This window comes from Halomonas sp. LS-001, assembly GCF_052983955.1.
The window spans coordinates 3,035,493-3,050,575 of the sequence record NZ_CM129816.1; the positions used below are offsets into that span (position 1 = coordinate 3,035,493).

16 protein-coding genes are annotated in these 15,083 nt (G+C 53.9%); 2 read left to right on the forward strand and 14 right to left on the reverse strand.

Annotated elements, in window-relative coordinates; translation table 11 throughout:
- Positions 1-54: 54 nt before the first annotated feature.
- Positions 55-390 (forward strand): YnfA family protein, encoded by a 336-nt coding sequence (locus ACU6TU_RS13625; RefSeq protein ID WP_447141941.1) that lies wholly within the window; start codon positions 55-57, stop codon positions 388-390.
- Positions 391-492: 102 nt separating this feature from the next.
- Here the strand turns inward: ACU6TU_RS13625 and ACU6TU_RS13630 are convergent, their stop codons facing one another.
- The 6 genes from ACU6TU_RS13630 to ACU6TU_RS13655 all read right to left on the reverse strand — a co-directional run bounded on the left by ACU6TU_RS13630 (position 493) and on the right by ACU6TU_RS13655 (position 6,145).
- Positions 493-2,118, reverse strand: coding sequence for a methyltransferase regulatory domain-containing protein (locus ACU6TU_RS13630; RefSeq protein ID WP_447141942.1), 1,626 nt, complete (start codon positions 2,116-2,118; stop codon positions 493-495).
- Positions 2,119-2,322: 204 nt separating this feature from the next.
- Positions 2,323-2,817 carry a TlpA family protein disulfide reductase gene (locus tag ACU6TU_RS13635; protein ID WP_447141943.1) on the reverse strand — a complete coding sequence of 165 codons (495 nt, stop codon included), beginning with the start codon at positions 2,815-2,817 and terminating at the stop codon, positions 2,323-2,325.
- 6 nt (positions 2,818-2,823) lie between these two features.
- Complete coding sequence (cyoE, locus tag ACU6TU_RS13640; protein ID WP_447141944.1) at positions 2,824-3,744, reverse strand: heme o synthase; 921 nt, start codon at positions 3,742-3,744, stop codon at positions 2,824-2,826.
- Positions 3,737-4,795: a COX15/CtaA family protein gene (locus ACU6TU_RS13645; RefSeq protein ID WP_447141945.1), complete on the reverse strand. Its 1,059-nt coding sequence runs from the start codon at positions 4,793-4,795 to the stop codon at positions 3,737-3,739. Before ACU6TU_RS13645 ends, cyoE begins: the two co-directional genes overlap by 8 nt.
- Before the next feature lie 97 nt (positions 4,796-4,892).
- Positions 4,893-5,390 carry a hypothetical protein gene (locus ACU6TU_RS13650; RefSeq protein WP_447141946.1) on the reverse strand — a complete coding sequence of 166 codons (498 nt, stop codon included), beginning with the start codon at positions 5,388-5,390 and terminating at the stop codon, positions 4,893-4,895.
- A complete protein-coding gene (locus ACU6TU_RS13655) occupies positions 5,387-6,145 on the reverse strand; it encodes an SURF1 family protein (RefSeq protein WP_447141947.1) in 759 nt (252 codons plus the stop codon). The genes ACU6TU_RS13650 and ACU6TU_RS13655 overlap by 4 nt, the downstream gene beginning before the upstream one ends.
- Here ACU6TU_RS13655 and ACU6TU_RS13660 point away from each other — a divergent pair.
- Positions 6,144-6,332 carry a DUF2909 family protein gene (locus tag ACU6TU_RS13660; protein WP_447141948.1) on the forward strand — a complete coding sequence of 63 codons (189 nt, stop codon included), beginning with the start codon at positions 6,144-6,146 and terminating at the stop codon, positions 6,330-6,332. The genes ACU6TU_RS13655 and ACU6TU_RS13660 overlap by 2 nt on opposite strands.
- A gap of 12 nt (positions 6,333-6,344) precedes the next feature.
- Here the strand turns inward: ACU6TU_RS13660 and ACU6TU_RS13665 are convergent, their stop codons facing one another.
- The 8 genes from ACU6TU_RS13665 to ACU6TU_RS13700 form a co-directional block, all read right to left on the reverse strand.
- A complete protein-coding gene (locus ACU6TU_RS13665) occupies positions 6,345-7,202 on the reverse strand; it encodes a cytochrome c oxidase subunit 3 (protein WP_447141949.1) in 858 nt (285 codons plus the stop codon).
- A complete protein-coding gene (locus ACU6TU_RS13670; protein ID WP_447141950.1) occupies positions 7,195-7,761 on the reverse strand; it encodes a cytochrome c oxidase assembly protein in 567 nt (188 codons plus the stop codon). The genes ACU6TU_RS13665 and ACU6TU_RS13670 overlap by 8 nt, the downstream gene beginning before the upstream one ends.
- 23 nt (positions 7,762-7,784) lie before the next feature.
- Positions 7,785-9,434, reverse strand: coding sequence for a cytochrome c oxidase subunit I (ctaD, locus tag ACU6TU_RS13675; RefSeq protein WP_447141951.1), 1,650 nt, complete (start codon positions 9,432-9,434; stop codon positions 7,785-7,787).
- Positions 9,435-9,449: 15 nt separating this feature from the next.
- On the reverse strand, positions 9,450-10,592 hold the full coding sequence (gene coxB, locus ACU6TU_RS13680) for a cytochrome c oxidase subunit II (protein ID WP_447141952.1): 1,143 nt from the start codon (positions 10,590-10,592) through the stop codon (positions 9,450-9,452).
- A 127-nt stretch (positions 10,593-10,719) separates the two neighbouring features.
- Positions 10,720-11,601, reverse strand: a complete 882-nt coding sequence (locus tag ACU6TU_RS13685; RefSeq protein ID WP_447141953.1) for a DUF2189 domain-containing protein — start codon at positions 11,599-11,601, stop codon at positions 10,720-10,722.
- Between the two features lie 401 nt (positions 11,602-12,002).
- The gene (locus tag ACU6TU_RS13690; RefSeq protein ID WP_447141954.1) at positions 12,003-12,794 is read right to left on the reverse strand and encodes a hypothetical protein; all 792 of its coding nucleotides are present in this window, start codon (positions 12,792-12,794) and stop codon (positions 12,003-12,005) included.
- Between the two features lie 38 nt (positions 12,795-12,832).
- The gene (locus ACU6TU_RS13695; RefSeq protein ID WP_447141955.1) at positions 12,833-14,311 is read right to left on the reverse strand and encodes an amidohydrolase family protein; all 1,479 of its coding nucleotides are present in this window, start codon (positions 14,309-14,311) and stop codon (positions 12,833-12,835) included.
- 292 nt (positions 14,312-14,603) lie between these two features.
- A complete protein-coding gene (locus ACU6TU_RS13700; RefSeq protein ID WP_447141956.1) occupies positions 14,604-15,068 on the reverse strand; it encodes an S-ribosylhomocysteine lyase in 465 nt (154 codons plus the stop codon).
- Between the last annotated feature and the right edge of the window lie 15 nt (positions 15,069-15,083).

Here is a 15,083-nt window from a genome sequence, read left to right on the forward strand (position 1 = left end):
TTCTGTACTAAGCCTAGAGCCTTTATCACTACTATTTAAAGAGAAGTCACACCATTGCCAATAGACCTTAAAACCCTCGGGCTGTTTCTGGTCACTGCCTTGATGGAGATTCTGGGCTGTTATCTGCCTTACCTGTGGCTGCGGGAGGGTAAAACCATCTGGCTGTTGGTGCCGGGGGCACTCTGCCTGGCAGCGTTTGCGTGGTTGCTGTCGCTGCACCCTACGGAATCAGGGCGGGTTTATGCGGCGTATGGCGGGGTGTATATCTTTATGGCGATTGTGTGGTTGTGGGCAGTGGATGGTGTGCGCCCTACCGGCTGGGATCTGCTGGGTTCGGCCGTAGCCCTGACCGGCATGGCGATTATCATGTTTGCGCCAAGGCCGGTGTAACAGACCGCTCGTCGATGCCTATCAAGCTTGTTAGCTTGCCTTTCACTGTCAAGCTGAGAGAAACGAGCGGCGCATTGCATTAAATGCATCCGCCTCAATGCATTAGTCGGCGTTAACCATTTCTAAAACGCCTGCGCGATAAAGGTTATTCAACATACTGACCAGGACTTCCTTAAGCCGTTGCGCGGTTTCTTCGGCATCTGCCGCCGTATTAACGGGTTGGCCTTTCTCCATCAGGGTAATTTCGCCTTCTTTTATCGCCTCCAAACCGCGCTGATATAAGTCGGCGAAACGGCACGGGGTGTCCAGCGTTTCCGCCAGCACAAGTGCCAGCGGTCCGAGTGGCAACGCTTCATGCCAGGGCGTGGCTACCCAACCGCTGGAATGACGCACAGCGCTGGCTTGCCATTGCCATTGCTGGTTTTCAGCGTCGAGATTGGCGGCAATGGCTGAAGTTTTCGCCAGCTTCGTCATGGCCGTCTGGTCGTCGGCGCGCAGCCGCACATGGCCGCGGATAACGTAGATTTCCAGCAATGCCAGCGCAACGGCCTCGGCGTCTTCTCCGGCAGACAGTTGGCCGCTTTCTTTCAGCGCAGCCGCCAGTTGGCTAACGTTGAGCGTGGCCGGGTAGGCTTTCGAAATCGCTTCCATAAAGGCATATTCCAACGCATTGACTGGGGTAAGGTTACCGCCCCGCCAGTCTGTGTATACCTTGGTTTGATTGATTTGATGGTCAATATTCTGCTCAAAAAACAGGCCCGCGACATGGAGTTTTTTCAGTTGTTCAGCTCCCACAGCGTAGCGGATTTTGGCCTGGTTGGGTTTGCGCACCAACAGCGTTTGCCGAAACGCGCGGTTATGCACGAAGTCCAGATACTGTTCCAACTGCTCCTGATTCTTTACTTCCTTGCTTAATGGCTTGGCAATAGAGGGGGCATAGTTGCTCAGGAACATGCTATTTGGCTCGGCTTCCGCCAGATACCCAAGGCCATGCTCTCCCGCCATTGCCAGAAGATCCTTGAAGTAAAGGGGCTGATTGCAGGGTTCAAGAAACTCATGGAGCAGGTAGCTGGGTTTTCCCTGGCGGATCATGTCAGCGTTTTCATTCAGCACCTGGCGCATCACGCTGCCTTCCGGGCTGACCTGCTGGAGAAAATCAACCATTCCCACGGCATAGGAGAGCTTTTCTTCTGGCGTGGTGCGCTCGGCGCCACGCAGCAGCATGGCATCGCGGATGATTTCCTTGGTTTTCCAGCCCGGGTAGGTGTTGTAACTGATATAGGCAATACCATTGTCACTGAGGTTTTCCGAGCAGACGCGCAAAATCGCTTGCTGCACAGAAGCGGGTACCCAGCTAAAAACGCCGTGACAGATGATGTAGTCGTAGGGTTTGGCGTCCTTGCTGATATCTTCGATATTGGCCGCCTGCAAGCGCATGTTGGTGAGGCCAGCTTCCTTCAGGCGCGCCTGCCCGGCCGTTATCTGAACGTCCGAAAGGTCAATCCCGACCACCTCGGCGTCTGGGTAACGGGCAGCAAACGGCAGGATATTTCCGCCTTCCGAACAGCCGATTTCCAGCACACGGGCTTTTGCTGGCTCAGGGGCATCCAGCCCGAACAGGCAGGCCAGGGCATGCAGGTGCTCTGGTGCCGATTGCTGGAAAGGACGTGAGTCATAGGGCACGCTGTTGTAACTTTGTTGCAACTGGGAAACGAGTTCTTGGGTCATAATCCATGACTTTGTTGACGGTGTGCTGAGGTGCCCAGAACACCTTGTTGATTGACACCCTGGCAATCCTGAGGGCCTGTCTTGCATAAGAATGGCTTTACTTTACCTGATACGTAAATGGGCGCAACATCAGGGCCTGAGCGGTAGTGCAGTGCCAGTGGTATTCATCACCTCACCCATGTCGGCAAGTGTCACAGTGATGGCTTAATTGACGTACTTTTGCACGAACTGCACTAACTGTTCCTCGTGCAGTTCGCCCTCATGTGCCGTGATCAAGCGCCCTTCGGCATCGTAAAACAGCGTGGTGGGTATTCCGCGTACTTCCATGGCCTGCCGGGCGGCAAAGCGGGGGTCCAGCAGGATATTGTCAAACGTTACGCCTGCGCTCTTCATGTAGTCATTAATGGCGTTGACCGTTTCCCCCTGGTTGATCAACACCAGTGTCAGGCCTTCGTGCTGGGCGTAGGTTTCCAGCATTGGCATTTCGCGCCGACAGAAGGTACACCAGGTGGCCCAGAAGCTGACGATCACCGGCTGGCCCTGAAAATCCGTCAGATTAACCGGTTGGCCATGCAGGCTGGACAATATCAAAGCGTCCGGCAGGCGGCGTTCGGGGTTGAGATGTTGCATTCCCCAGACCCCCGCACCACTCAGTGCCAGCACCAGTACAACGGTAACGTACCAATAACGTCGCGGCATAATTGTCTAGCCCATTAGTAGAAGATAATGGTCGAGCAACAACCACCCGAAGAGATACATGATATAGCGGATGGAGTACCAGAAGGCTCCCAGCGGCGCTTTAGGATCTTTACCCCGCCAGACTTTCCAGTTCCAGTACATAAACTGAGCGTTGAGAAGCATGACGCCCAGCAGATAGATCCAGCCACTCATCCCTGTGGCGAAAGGCAGAAGCGTGGCCGCGACCGTCAGCCATCCGTATAACCAGAGTTGCAGACGGGTAAAATCGTTACCGTGGGTGACCGGCAGCATGGGAACCCCCGCAGCGGCATATTCCTCACGCTTATGGATGGCCAGTGCCCAGAAATGCGGCGGCGTCCAGGCAAAAATGATTAGCACCAGCAGAAAGGCATCCGGGTGGAGCTGGCCTGTCATGGCAGCCCAGCCCAGCAGGGGTGGAGATGCCCCAGCGAGCCCCCCAATCGTGATATTTTGCGGGGTAGCATGCTTCAGAAAGGCGGTGTAAACCACCGCATAACCGAGTAAAGCCAAGGCGGTCAGTACGGCGGTCAGCGGATTCACTTCCAGCCATAAAAGCGCCAGCCCGGCAAACGACAGGAAGGTGGCATAGCCCGCCGCTTGCCAATCACGAACCCTCCCTTCAGCAACAGGGCGCCGCGATGTTCTCAGCATCAGTTTATCCAGGCGTCGATCCAGCAGGTGATTGAAGGCGGCCGCCCCCATCGCCGCCAACCCGATACCCACAAGGCCGGTGATGGCCTGCTGCATGTTCGGTATACCTGGTACAGCCAGCGCCATGCCAACAGCCGCACAGACCAGCATGACCAGAACAACGCGGGGTTTGCCGAGTTCAAAGTAATCCTTGGCCAGGCCAAGAGATGCCGTCAGTTCCTGCTTCGGCTGTATGACCCATTGTGTATTACGCATGCACCACCTTCCTGTCCGAAAAATCCTGTAAAGCGGCGTGATGACTGCCAAGCAACCAGCCGCTGCGCAATAGCAGCAACATCAGCAGGGCAGCCCCTGCGGTGTGCAGCAAGGCCACGGAGAGAGGCAACGCATTCATTACCAGAATAATGCCCAGTGACACTTGCACCAGATAGGTTCCCAATGCGGCAAGCAGCCAGGGGCGCGCCTGCGCATGGTGTTTGTAATGTAATGTCAGAACAATCAGCCCCAGCCCCAACATCAGGGCTCCCAGGCGGTGAGTGAAGTGAATCGCAGTGCGGGCATCCGCATGCAACTGGCCATAGAGGTAATTGGGGCCGACTTCCTGGGTAAGATGGAAGCCTTCGTTGAAGTCCATGCCAGCTGGCCACCACTGCGTGTTGCAGGTGGGAAATCCGAGACAGGCAACGCCTGCATAGTTACTCGATGTCCAGCCTCCCAGAGCTACCTGAGCGACCAATAGCAGCATCACCAACCACCAGAGACCAGGCGGGCGTACGTCAGGCTGTTTACCGTCGCGGCAGGCTTTTAGCCGGTTATAAAGCCAGAAAAAAATCATTAACACACTAAAACCGCCCAGCAAGTGCAGCGTTACCACCTGTGGCCAGAGTTTGAGGGTGACGGTCCAGGCGCCAAAAGCGCCCTGCAGGCAGATAACACCCAGCAGGACAGCGCTGGCCAACACCGGATAACCAGAAATATGCCGGTTTCTCCATCCCAGCCAGGCAAGAGCCAACGCCACCAGCCCCAACCCGGAGGCGATATAGCGATGAAACATTTCCATCCAGGCTTTAAACACATCCAGAGGGGCATCTGGGGCAAAGCCCGCCGCCCGTTGTGCGTCGGGCACGACCAGCGCGCCATAGCAACCTGGCCAGTCCGGGCAGCCCAGGCCAGCATCCACCAGACGCGTCCATACCCCGACCAGTATGACAATGAACGTAAACCCTACACCGAGTGCAGCCAGCCACTGGGCACGCTGAACCACCTTACGGTCACGAGGTGTAACGGCCTCACCTGCTCGCCCCATGCGCCATTCCTTCTTGTTATTATGAGCGTGTTATTACGAACTTGATATTATGAGCGTTATTACGAGTGCTGTTATAAGAATCACAATAGCAGGAATATCATTCCGGGTTACGTTTTAGCAAACGCTCCAGGTCTTTATGCACGTCCCCCACCTCGGCAAACGCCGGATAACGGGTCACCACGATGCCTTGCGGGTCCACTAACCAGACTTGAAAGTCTTCGACCCACGTTGGCCGGGTTTCCTGCCATAACAGACGGCTTTCCCCTGGTAAAACCTTCTGATCCTGGCCGGTTAAGCGCAGGCGCTGCACACGGATGGCATCGCGCCCCAGCGCGCGGTGCATGCGCCACCATTTATCCGCCTGAGCCTGACAATCAGCATTACATTGATCAGGAGCGCTCCAGGCCAATGACCAGCGATCACTGTCCTGCCACTCTAACGGCCACGCGCTCAAGGGCGGAAGCTGATGGTCCAGTTCTCCCTTGGCAACATGGGTATCCGGTATGCCAATTTGCCAGTGCAGCATCGCCCAGGCAACCGGCATCGGGGCACCCAGGACAATGATCAAGAGAATCAATTGAAGCCGCTTTTTCATAAGCTTTCCTGCCCATTGTTTTTACGGTAAAGCACCCGGTGTCCTATCACCGCGACCACCAGAGCCAGCAACGCCAGACAAAGCCACTGAACCGCGTAGGCGATATGCCGTTGTGGCGGCATCTGGCTGGGTTTCCACCAATCTGCCAGATGGCCATCACCCGCTTCCTGATGTATTACCCCTTCAAAGGATGGCTGAGAAAGATGATGCCAGGGGCTTAAATCAATGGATTGCAGACGGTTACCTTCACGATTGTCGCCAAACACCAGATTGTCCTGTGTTTCCTGCCAGCGGCCACTCACTTCAAGCGCCCTGCCGGACGGCGTACTCACTTCAGGCTCAATACGCCGATCAACGTCGGTGGGAATAAAACCACGCTGAATCAGCCACCAGTGTCCTGTGTCTGCGACAAAGGGGGTCAAAACAGCAACGCCCACCTGACCGTCCAGAATCCGGTTATCCAGCCATAGGGTTTCTTCGGCCAGAAAATGGCCTGTCAGGCTCACGTTGGCCAGGTTGTCAGGCGCTACCACAGGGTTATGCAACTCGGCAGTAACCGCCCAGTTTTCGAGCAGTTGCGTTTTCTCATCGGCCCGCTGCCATTGCCAATATGCCAGCGCCACACCGACCACTATCAGCGTCATCCAGAATCCCCACCATAACATCAGGCTAATAAGTCGTTTGACCTGTCGCGTGTTATTTGGTCGACTGAGTGTCTCTTCATCCCTGCGCGTTAGCGCTTCGGAGTTCGCCATGCTAAAGCTCCTGATAGCCATCACCTTTATTGCCATGTTGATTAGTCTCGCAGCGGGTGCCGGCTTTCTGCTCAAGGATGCGTCCACCTCCAAACGCACTCTGACCTCACTGAAACTGCGGATTTCTCTGGCGGTTTTGTTAATGCTGCTGCTGATCTATGGGTTTTCACAGGGCATTCTCACCTGATTTTTCACGCGATCAGAACACATAAACAAACAGAAACAGCCCGATCCATACCACATCGACAAAGTGCCAGTACCAGGCACCTGCTTCAAAGGCAAAGTGGTTGTCAGCACTAAAGTGACCGCGCAGGACGCGGATCAGCAGCACGGCCAGAATGATGGCGCCAATGGTGACGTGCAGGCCGTGAAACCCTGTCAACATGAAGAAGGTCGACCCATAGATGCCTGCCTGCAAGGTCAGCCCGAGATGATTCCAGGCTTCCACATACTCAATGCCCTGGATGACCAGAAAAACCAGCCCAAGCAACAGGGTGACTATCAGCCATTTGCGCAGTTTGCCGGGTTCGCCCGCTTTCAGGGCATGATGGGCAATGGTCAGGGTCACACTGGATGTCACTAGCAATAACGTATTGATCAACGGCAGCGTCCATGGGTTCACCACTTCACGAGGGCCACCAATACTCGGGTCTGGCGTCTGCATTAACGGCCAACTGGCGGTAAAGTCAGGCCAGAGAAGTGCCGTCACGCCTTTCGCCCCCTCGCCATCCAGCCAGGGTAAGGCGAAGACCCGGACATAAAAAAGGGCACCAAAAAAAGCGGCAAAAAACATCACTTCCGAAAAAATGAACCAGGCCATTCCCTGGCGAAAAGAACGGTCCATCTGACTGTCGTACAAGCCGCCCATGGATTCTTTGACCACATCGCGAAACCAGCCGAACATGACCAGAGCGATGCCCACAAGCCCCGCCAGCAAGAGCGGTAAGCCGGTTCCATAACTCAATAATGAACCGGCACCAATGGCCAGGACAGCCATCACCAGCACAGCAATAATCGGCCATTTACTTGTCGGGGGAACATAATATTGGCTAGTCATGCATGCCTCCCAGGGCTACGGTTGGTTCGTCTTCAATCGGATAAAGGGAATAAGCCAGTGTTAATGTTGTGATGTGATCGGGTAAATCAGGGTCGATCTGAAACACTAACGGCAACTGCAAAGACTCGCCTGCCATTAACGACTGCTCCTGGAAACAGAAACACTCCACTTTACGAAAGTGCTGAGCACCTTCCGATGGCGTGACGCTAGGCACCGCCTTACCGGAGCTGGTGACATCACCAAGGTTGGTAAAGCGGAATTGGGCCTGCGTAATTTCTCCTGGATGAACTGTGATGATCGGATCCAGTGCCTTGAGCTGCCAGGCCAGCCCACTACCTGCCCGGGTGACCAGTTGAACGCGTATTTCGCGCGATTCGTCCACGTCTTCGGCGCTAACCACCTGAGCCGAATTTGCTGTTTTTCCATTCAGCCCAGTGACCTCACAGAAAACGTCGTACAAGGGAATAAGCGCCAGCGTAAACCCCACCATGGCCACCAGCGCCAAAAGCGTTTTCCCGACCGTTTTTCGAACACCCGCCTGTTTTTCTGTTGTACTCATCGCAACCTCCTGCTCAATACCGACTAGTGTCGGCTTGGCGATTCAGTGGGTGGATCAAAAGGCGGCGGTGTATCAAAAGTATGCAGCGGCGCCGGGCTGGGTACCGTCCACTCCAGGCCTTCTGCGCCTTCCCAGGCATGAGCATGGGCTTTTTTTCCACCCCGTATGGCTTTGATCAATACCCAGACAAAAATCAGCTGAGAGAACCCGAACATAAAACCGCCAATCGATGACAGCATATTGAAATCGGCAAACTGCAGTGCGTAATCCGGTATACGACGGGGCATACCGGCCAGGCCGGAAAAGTGCATTGGGAAAAAGGTCAGGTTGACACCGATTACCGACAGCCAGAAATGCCATTTACCCAGGGTTTCGTCGGCATAATGACCCGTCCATTTCGGCATCCAGTAATAGGCAGCGGCCATAATGGCAAACAGCGCACCAGGCACCAGTACATAATGGAAATGCGCCACGACAAAGTAGGTATCGTGATACTGGAAATCGGCGGGCACAATCGCCAGCATGACCCCGGACAGACCGCCAATAGTGAACATGACAATAAAGCCCAGTGAAAACAGCATGGGGACTTCAAATGAAATCGACCCTCTGAACAGAGTAGCGATCCAGTTGAAGATTTTCACCCCGGTTGGCACGGCGATAAGCATGGTCGAATACATGAAGAACAGCTCACCCGTGAGCGGCAACCCGACCAGAAACATATGGTGAGCCCACACCAGGAAAGACAGTAACGCAATGGCCGCCGTCGCGTAGACCATGGAGGCGTAGCCGAACAGACGTTTACGGGCAAAAGTCGGCACGATGAGCGACACGATGCCAAACGCGGGCAGAATCATGATGTACACTTCCGGGTGACCAAAGAACCAGAACAGATGCTGGAACAGCACCGGGTCTCCCCCGCCAGCCGCATTGAAGAAGCTGGTGCCAAAGTTGATATCCATCAGCATCATGGTGACAACACCCGCCAGCACTGGCATCACCGCAATCAGCAGAAACGCGGTGATCAGCCAGGTCCAGACAAACAGCGACATGTCCATCAGACGCATCCCGGGCGTGCGCAGATTCAGGATGGTAGCAATGATATTGATTGCCCCCAGAATCGAGCTGATACCGGCCAGGTGTATCGAGATAATGAAGAAATTGGTGGAGGGCGGCGCATACGTCGTCGACAGCGGCGCATAGAACGTCCAGCCGAAGTTCGGCCCGCCCCCTTCCATGAACAGGGTAGAGAGCAGGATGCCGAACGCTACCGGCAGTAACCAGAAACTGAAGTTATTCAATCGTGGCAACGCCATATCGGGCGCGCCGATCTGCATGGGAATCATCCAGTTAGCCAAACCGACAAAGGCTGGCATGATCGCGCCAAACACCATGATCAGACCATGCATGGTGGTCATCTGGTTGAAGAATTCAGGCTGAATAAACTGCAGGCCCGGCTGAAAGAGTTCGGTACGGATAATCAGTGCCAGCGCGCCACCAATAAACAGCATCAGCAGTGAAAACAGCAGATACAGAGATCCGATTTCTTTGTGATTGGTGGTAACGACCCAGCGCAAAATGCCCGTCGGCCCATGGCTTGTATGTGACTCACCGCCACTGTGTGCGACCCCACTGGCACTTTGCTGGACATGCGCTTGCGATGTATCAGACGCCATAACATTGACCTCTTATTATTGTGATTCCAGCATGGCTTTAATGGCAGATGGCTGCACCATGTCACCTGTCTCGTTACCCCAGGCGTTGCGCTCATAGGTAATGACCGCCGCGATTTCAGCCGCTGAAAGCGTGTCACCAAACGCCGACATGGCGGTGCCTGTCTTGCCATACAAAACGATAGATTTATGGTCTTCCAGTGCATTGGGGTCTACTGAAATGCCTTCCCCTGCCAGTGCCGGGAACATCGGCGGCACCCCTTGACCATCCGGCTGATGACAAGCAGTACAATAGGTTTTATAAGTTGCCTCGCCACGCTCCATCAGTTCATTCATTGCCCATTCACGGTCAGAGCCAGCAGCTTCAGAGGCCGCCGCTTCACGCTGGTTTTCCATCCAGATGGCATAATCTTCCGGCGAAACCGCTCTGACCTCGATGGGCATCATGCCGTGTCCGCTGCCGCATAGCTCAGCGCACTGCCCACGATAGACCCCTGGTTCATCCACTTCGAACCAGGTCTCATTGATAAACCCTGGAATGGCGTCTTTCTTGACCGCCAGATCAGGCACCCACCAGGAGTGGATAACATCATTCGCCGTTAATAGCAGGCGAATTCTCTGGCCGGTTGGTACCACCATGGCGTCATCCACTTCCAGCAGGTAATTATCCCCCTTGGCCTGTGTTCCATCGATCTGCTCTCTTGGGGTCGACATGTTACTGAAGAAGCCAATATCGCTTTCGATATACTCGTAACGCCAGCGCCATTGATATCCCGTCACTAATATGTCGATATCAGCTTGCGAGGTGTCATACATTTTTTTCAGCGTGGCGGTTGCGGGTACGGCCATCAACACAAGGATAACCATGGGAACAGCCGTCCAGATCACCTCGATCAAGGTGTTTTCGTGGAAATGGGCGGCTTTAGCGCCTTTGGATTTCCGATAGGCAATCAGTGAGTAAAACATGACACCAAACACAACCACGGCAATGGCGACACAGATCCAGAAAATGATCATGTGTAGCCCATAAACTTCCCGGCTGATTTCTGTCACCCCAATCGGCATATTCCAGCCGGATGAGGTATTAACTGACGACGCCTGTGCAAAACCTGTAAGTAGCAGCAGCACGGCACTGACAACGGTGCGAATGAGGTGGCCCATTCATCCCTCCCCTTTATTGTTATGCATAAGGAAATGCGGCCAGTCTGTATAAAACTGATGAAGAAGTGAGGTAGGTTTGGTTTGTTACTATTGCGCTAATGGGCGCTCCATGAGCGCCCTGAAAAACTCAGCGTTGCGTATTTTCAGCTTTGTCATAGCGCACTAGATCTTCATAGGCATGCCAGCTGGCATAACCGAGAACCGGCAGCACCAGTGCCAACCCGATAAAGAAGGTCAACACGCCAGCGATGACACAGCCGGTAAGAATGGCGGCCCATAGCAACATTGGCCGAAAATTATTGGCAACACTCCGAATGCTGGCCTCAATACCTTCCATGAAGGTGAGGTCGCGATCCATAAGGGTGGGGATGGCCACAACACTGATCGTGAAGGCACCAAAGGCCAGCACGCCTCCAATCAGCGTACCAACGACCAACATGCTGATTCCTTGAGTCGTTGTGAACAGAGCCAGATAGATGGTATCGACATTTGGCACATTCATGCCGAAAAACAGCGCGAAAAGCAGTGTCGCCAGGCGGATCCAGGCCAGAAAGAAGATCATCATCATCAGCCCCATCATGGCCAGTTGACCGAAATGGGGTCGCCAGCTACCCAATGCATGCCCAAGATGCGGGGTCTTTCCGTGTTCAAGCGCCTGACTAATGCCGTAAGTGCCGACCGCCACCAGCGGACCAATGAACATGAAACCAGCAATCAATGGTAACAGCACATGCCAGAATCCCATTTGAACAGCGCCCACCGTCACAGCAAGGCTTAGACCTACCCAAAACAGACCATAGACCAGACTGACAACAGGCGCGTGGCGAAAATCTTCCACACCGGCAAGTAGCCATGCTTTGGGACGCTGCATATCAATGGTGTTGATATAGATCTTGGTTATGGTCTCGGTGGAAGAATTTCCATCGCCGCTTGAGCTGGCGTCAGATTCAGGTGTTGCAGTTGCCGCTGTGGTCGTATCTTTCACTGCATCTGTTGCAGAATTGTTCATGGCAGTACTCCGTTATTGTTATCGATCCCTGATCTTGCTGGGTATACGTCGATTTTTTCGCCAGTAGAACCTTCTCAACCAAGGCTAATACCATCAATGCTTTGAAATAATTGAATGATTCCTTTTTCAGTTGTCAGCCACTAACGCTATTCGCCAAGCATTTGCCTTCAGGAGGAGTCACGCTTATATCAATTCGCTTGTTATTTAAGTGATAAATAATGAAATTTTATTATTTTTTTAATATCCACTTAACCCAATATAGATGATTCGGTGGATCGCAGAAGCATTCCTTCGCATCATGTACAAAAATTCCATGAAGCAGATACCATGGGCCAAAAAAATCGATCAATCAGCAATAAATACCCTTCATGCACAAGCCTCATGCATAAAGAGTCGGGCTCTCAGGCGCTAGAATCGCGCGAGCCCGATGCCAAACACCAGGCGCCAATCAACAGCACAACCGCCACCATGGTCAGAATACTGTAGCCATAACGCGTCTCAGGGCCAATCAGCATCACCACCACGCCTGCAAACACCGCCATTGAGACCACTTCAGCCAGGATCAATACCTTGCGCCCTGCCTGTGTAGTTCCTTGGCGTGGTAGCGAGAACGGCAAAAGCAGATTAGTCCAGGCTCCCGTCAATATAAAAACACACCCCAGCACCGGCACAATTCCGTCGCCACGCAAGCCCCCCAACACCAAACCGGCGCATACAGGAACTGACAGCCATATCAGAGTGCGGCGGATCAACCAGCGCCTGATCACAGGGCGAGTATCAAAGCGCCACCAGCCGAACATCAATGACCAGGCGAGAATGATGAACATCATTGCAGGTATAAAAGGCCACCCATCCCAGCTTTCCAGACGTAATGCAGAGCCTTCCCAGGCTCCTGCTATCCATAGAATGGCTCCCAGGCCCAGCACCCACTGAATGCGTCGCAACACCCAATACGGGCCGTTGAGCACAGCGGAACGATTCCCTTTTCCAAAGTTATCCGGCAAGAGGAGGAACATCGTCAGGATACCCATCAGCAGATTATAGAATTGCAGTGAATCGCCAATACTCCAAATCGCCGCAAACAACAGCGGAAAAATAAAAATACAGATTAAGCCTCTGCCTGCCGTACCTCGAGCAAACAGGCGTTTTTTTACCTTCGCAGCCTTGCTTTGCGCTGTTGAACACCACCTCATTATTAGCACCTCCTTGTGCAGTGATTGTTTTCTTAACCTTAACGTTGATCCTTATAGATCCGCCCTGCTTTCATGATCATGGTCAGGTTACGTTCAGGATCATTGAGAAAATCCAACCCTTGGCTTGGGTTACCATCCACCAGCAATACATCCGCCAGGGCACCGGGTTCGATCTTGCCCAGGACACCCGGATAAGGACTGCGTGGCCCGGAAAGCGACAGCAGTTCGCCGTTGCGGCCTGTCGCCATGGAGAGCGCCGTCAATGGGTCGTAAAAACGCGTCAGCTTCGCCAGGTGGCGTAACTGGTTGGGCGTGTTTCTGGGGTTAAAGAGAATATCCGTTCCCCAGGCCGTCTTCACATTGAAACGCTGGGCCATTTCATAAGCACGCACCGTGCCTTCAGCGACTTTTCGCTGGGATTCATGACGTTCCGCATCCGGGTAAACGTTGGAATCCTCGTCCTGCAGGAAAGGCTGCAGGCTCCACCAGGCATCATGATCAGCCATCATTCTTACGCTGTCTTCGTCGGCTAACTGGCCATGTTCAATCGATTTTACGCCAGCACGCAGCGCCCGCTGTATGCCCTTCGGGGTATAGACATGCACCATGACATAAGTGCCCCAGTCATCAGCCGCTTCGACGGCAGCACGCAATTCGCGTTCCGTAAACTGGGTACTATCCAAAGGGTCGTAAGAGGATGCCACACCGCCACCGGCCATCAGCTTGATCTGAGAAGCGCCAAGCATCAACTGCTCACGGGTTCGCCGTAAGACCTCCACTTCACCGTCAGCAATCATGGCAACGCCCTGGCGTTCAGCTTCGCTAAGGGGCGTTGTCGTGCCACGCGGCACTTCATGGCGCATACGGAAATCCCCATGACCCGAAGTTTGGGAGATCATCGCGCCAGCCGGAAAAATTCGTGGCCCTACTGCCACACCGTTATCAATGGCACGTTTGAGCGCAAACGACGGCCCGCCGACATCGCGCACTGAGGTAACGCCGCGCATCAGGGTGCGCTCGGCTTCGCGAGCGGCCACCAGATGCACATAGCCAATATCTGCCGTCATGGCTTCAACCTGTGAAATGGCGGCCAGCGTGGTGTGCCAGTGAGCATCAATCAGGCCGGGCATCAGCACACGCCCGCCGCAGTCGATCACATCGGCGCCTTCGGCTTCGCTGCCTGCAGGCAGGATAGCAGCGATTTTGCCGTCTTCTATGCGTACCGCCACATCATGCTGAAGCGCACCACCATTGCCATCAAACAGCTGTAGATTGGTCAGCAGCATGGGGCCATCGCGCGGCTCCGCCTGCTGACCAATGGCAAAAGGTGTATGCAAGCCCGCAAACATGGCCATCACAGCGGCGGTGCCGCCCAGCATCTGTCGCCGGGTGATTTCCGCCATCACCCGGTTGTGAAAGCGCTGAAGCACAGGAGAACCACAGCAGCATGGGCCGTGATGCTGATGGCCGGATGCGCTGGCAGAGACAGGAGAATATATTGAATGGGCATTCGCCATGAAAGATATCCTTGAAGCGAAAAGAGTGTTGAGCAGGCAATTTAGCGGCCACTTTCACAGCAAATTACGATTCACCTTACTATAGACGAGTTTTGCAGGTCCGAGCAGTTATTGACTCGCCGGAACGTACAGGCAACCACCGCACAGTTTGCCGTCAATCTTAAGCTCTGTTTGTGAAGCCCTGTTTATAAATCTCTTTTTTGAAGCCGTGTTTTGAAGCACGCTAAAAAAACGCCTCCCGCGTTATAACTCGCGGGAGGCGTTTTGATGACAGTCATCTCACTTGCCGGTATCAGAAAACTTCTGTCCATTCGCTGCGCTTATCCAGAAGCGCACGCGCCAGCTCCTGAGCCCCTTCCAGACTGTGGCTTGCGGCCCAGCCACATTGCATTTCATTACAGGCCGGTACGTCAGTGGCTTCAAGAATGTCCTTGAGGGTCTGCTCTACCATGTTGACCACATCGTCGTAATCATCGTGGTTGATCATGGCGATATAGAAGCCGGTCTGGCAGCCCATGGGGCTGATATCTACTACCTTGTCGGAGTGGTTGCGCGACAGTTCCGCCAGCAGGTGTTCAAGCGAATGCAGCGCAGGCATTTCCATGTGGCCTTTATTAGGCTGACAGATACGCAAATCGTACTTATGGATACGGTCGCCGTTCTGACCTTCCTTGATATCAGCCAGCCGGATATAAGGAGCCCTAACTTTGGTATGATCCAGATTAAAGCTTTCGACGTTCATTTTCTTTTCAGTCATGCTCGCTCCGTTTTT

Excerpts from the sequence above, each read along its gene's own strand:
- ACU6TU_RS13630 (WP_447141942.1), bottom strand. The coding sequence starts at position 2,118 with ATGACCCAAGAACTCGTTTCCCAGTTGCAACAAAGTTACAACAGCGTG.
- ACU6TU_RS13635 (WP_447141943.1), bottom strand. The coding sequence starts at position 2,817 with ATGCCGCGACGTTATTGGTACGTTACCGTTGTACTGGTGCTGGCACTG.
- cyoE (WP_447141944.1), bottom strand. The coding sequence starts at position 3,744 with ATGCGTAATACACAATGGGTCATACAGCCGAAGCAGGAACTGACGGCA.
- ACU6TU_RS13645 (WP_447141945.1), bottom strand. The coding sequence starts at position 4,795 with ATGGGGCGAGCAGGTGAGGCCGTTACACCTCGTGACCGTAAGGTGGTT.
- ACU6TU_RS13650 (WP_447141946.1), bottom strand. The coding sequence starts at position 5,390 with ATGAAAAAGCGGCTTCAATTGATTCTCTTGATCATTGTCCTGGGTGCC.
- ACU6TU_RS13660 (WP_447141948.1), top strand. The coding sequence starts at position 6,144 with ATGCTAAAGCTCCTGATAGCCATCACCTTTATTGCCATGTTGATTAGT.
- ACU6TU_RS13655 (WP_447141947.1), bottom strand. The coding sequence starts at position 6,145 with ATGGCGAACTCCGAAGCGCTAACGCGCAGGGATGAAGAGACACTCAGT.
- ACU6TU_RS13665 (WP_447141949.1), bottom strand. The coding sequence starts at position 7,202 with ATGACTAGCCAATATTATGTTCCCCCGACAAGTAAATGGCCGATTATT.
- ACU6TU_RS13670 (WP_447141950.1), bottom strand. The coding sequence starts at position 7,761 with ATGAGTACAACAGAAAAACAGGCGGGTGTTCGAAAAACGGTCGGGAAA.
- ctaD (WP_447141951.1), bottom strand. The coding sequence starts at position 9,434 with ATGGCGTCTGATACATCGCAAGCGCATGTCCAGCAAAGTGCCAGTGGG.
- coxB (WP_447141952.1), bottom strand. The coding sequence starts at position 10,592 with ATGGGCCACCTCATTCGCACCGTTGTCAGTGCCGTGCTGCTGCTACTT.
- ACU6TU_RS13685 (WP_447141953.1), bottom strand. The coding sequence starts at position 11,601 with ATGAACAATTCTGCAACAGATGCAGTGAAAGATACGACCACAGCGGCA.
- ACU6TU_RS13690 (WP_447141954.1), bottom strand. The coding sequence starts at position 12,794 with ATGAGGTGGTGTTCAACAGCGCAAAGCAAGGCTGCGAAGGTAAAAAAA.
- ACU6TU_RS13695 (WP_447141955.1), bottom strand. The coding sequence starts at position 14,311 with ATGGCGAATGCCCATTCAATATATTCTCCTGTCTCTGCCAGCGCATCC.
- ACU6TU_RS13700 (WP_447141956.1), bottom strand. The coding sequence starts at position 15,068 with ATGACTGAAAAGAAAATGAACGTCGAAAGCTTTAATCTGGATCATACC.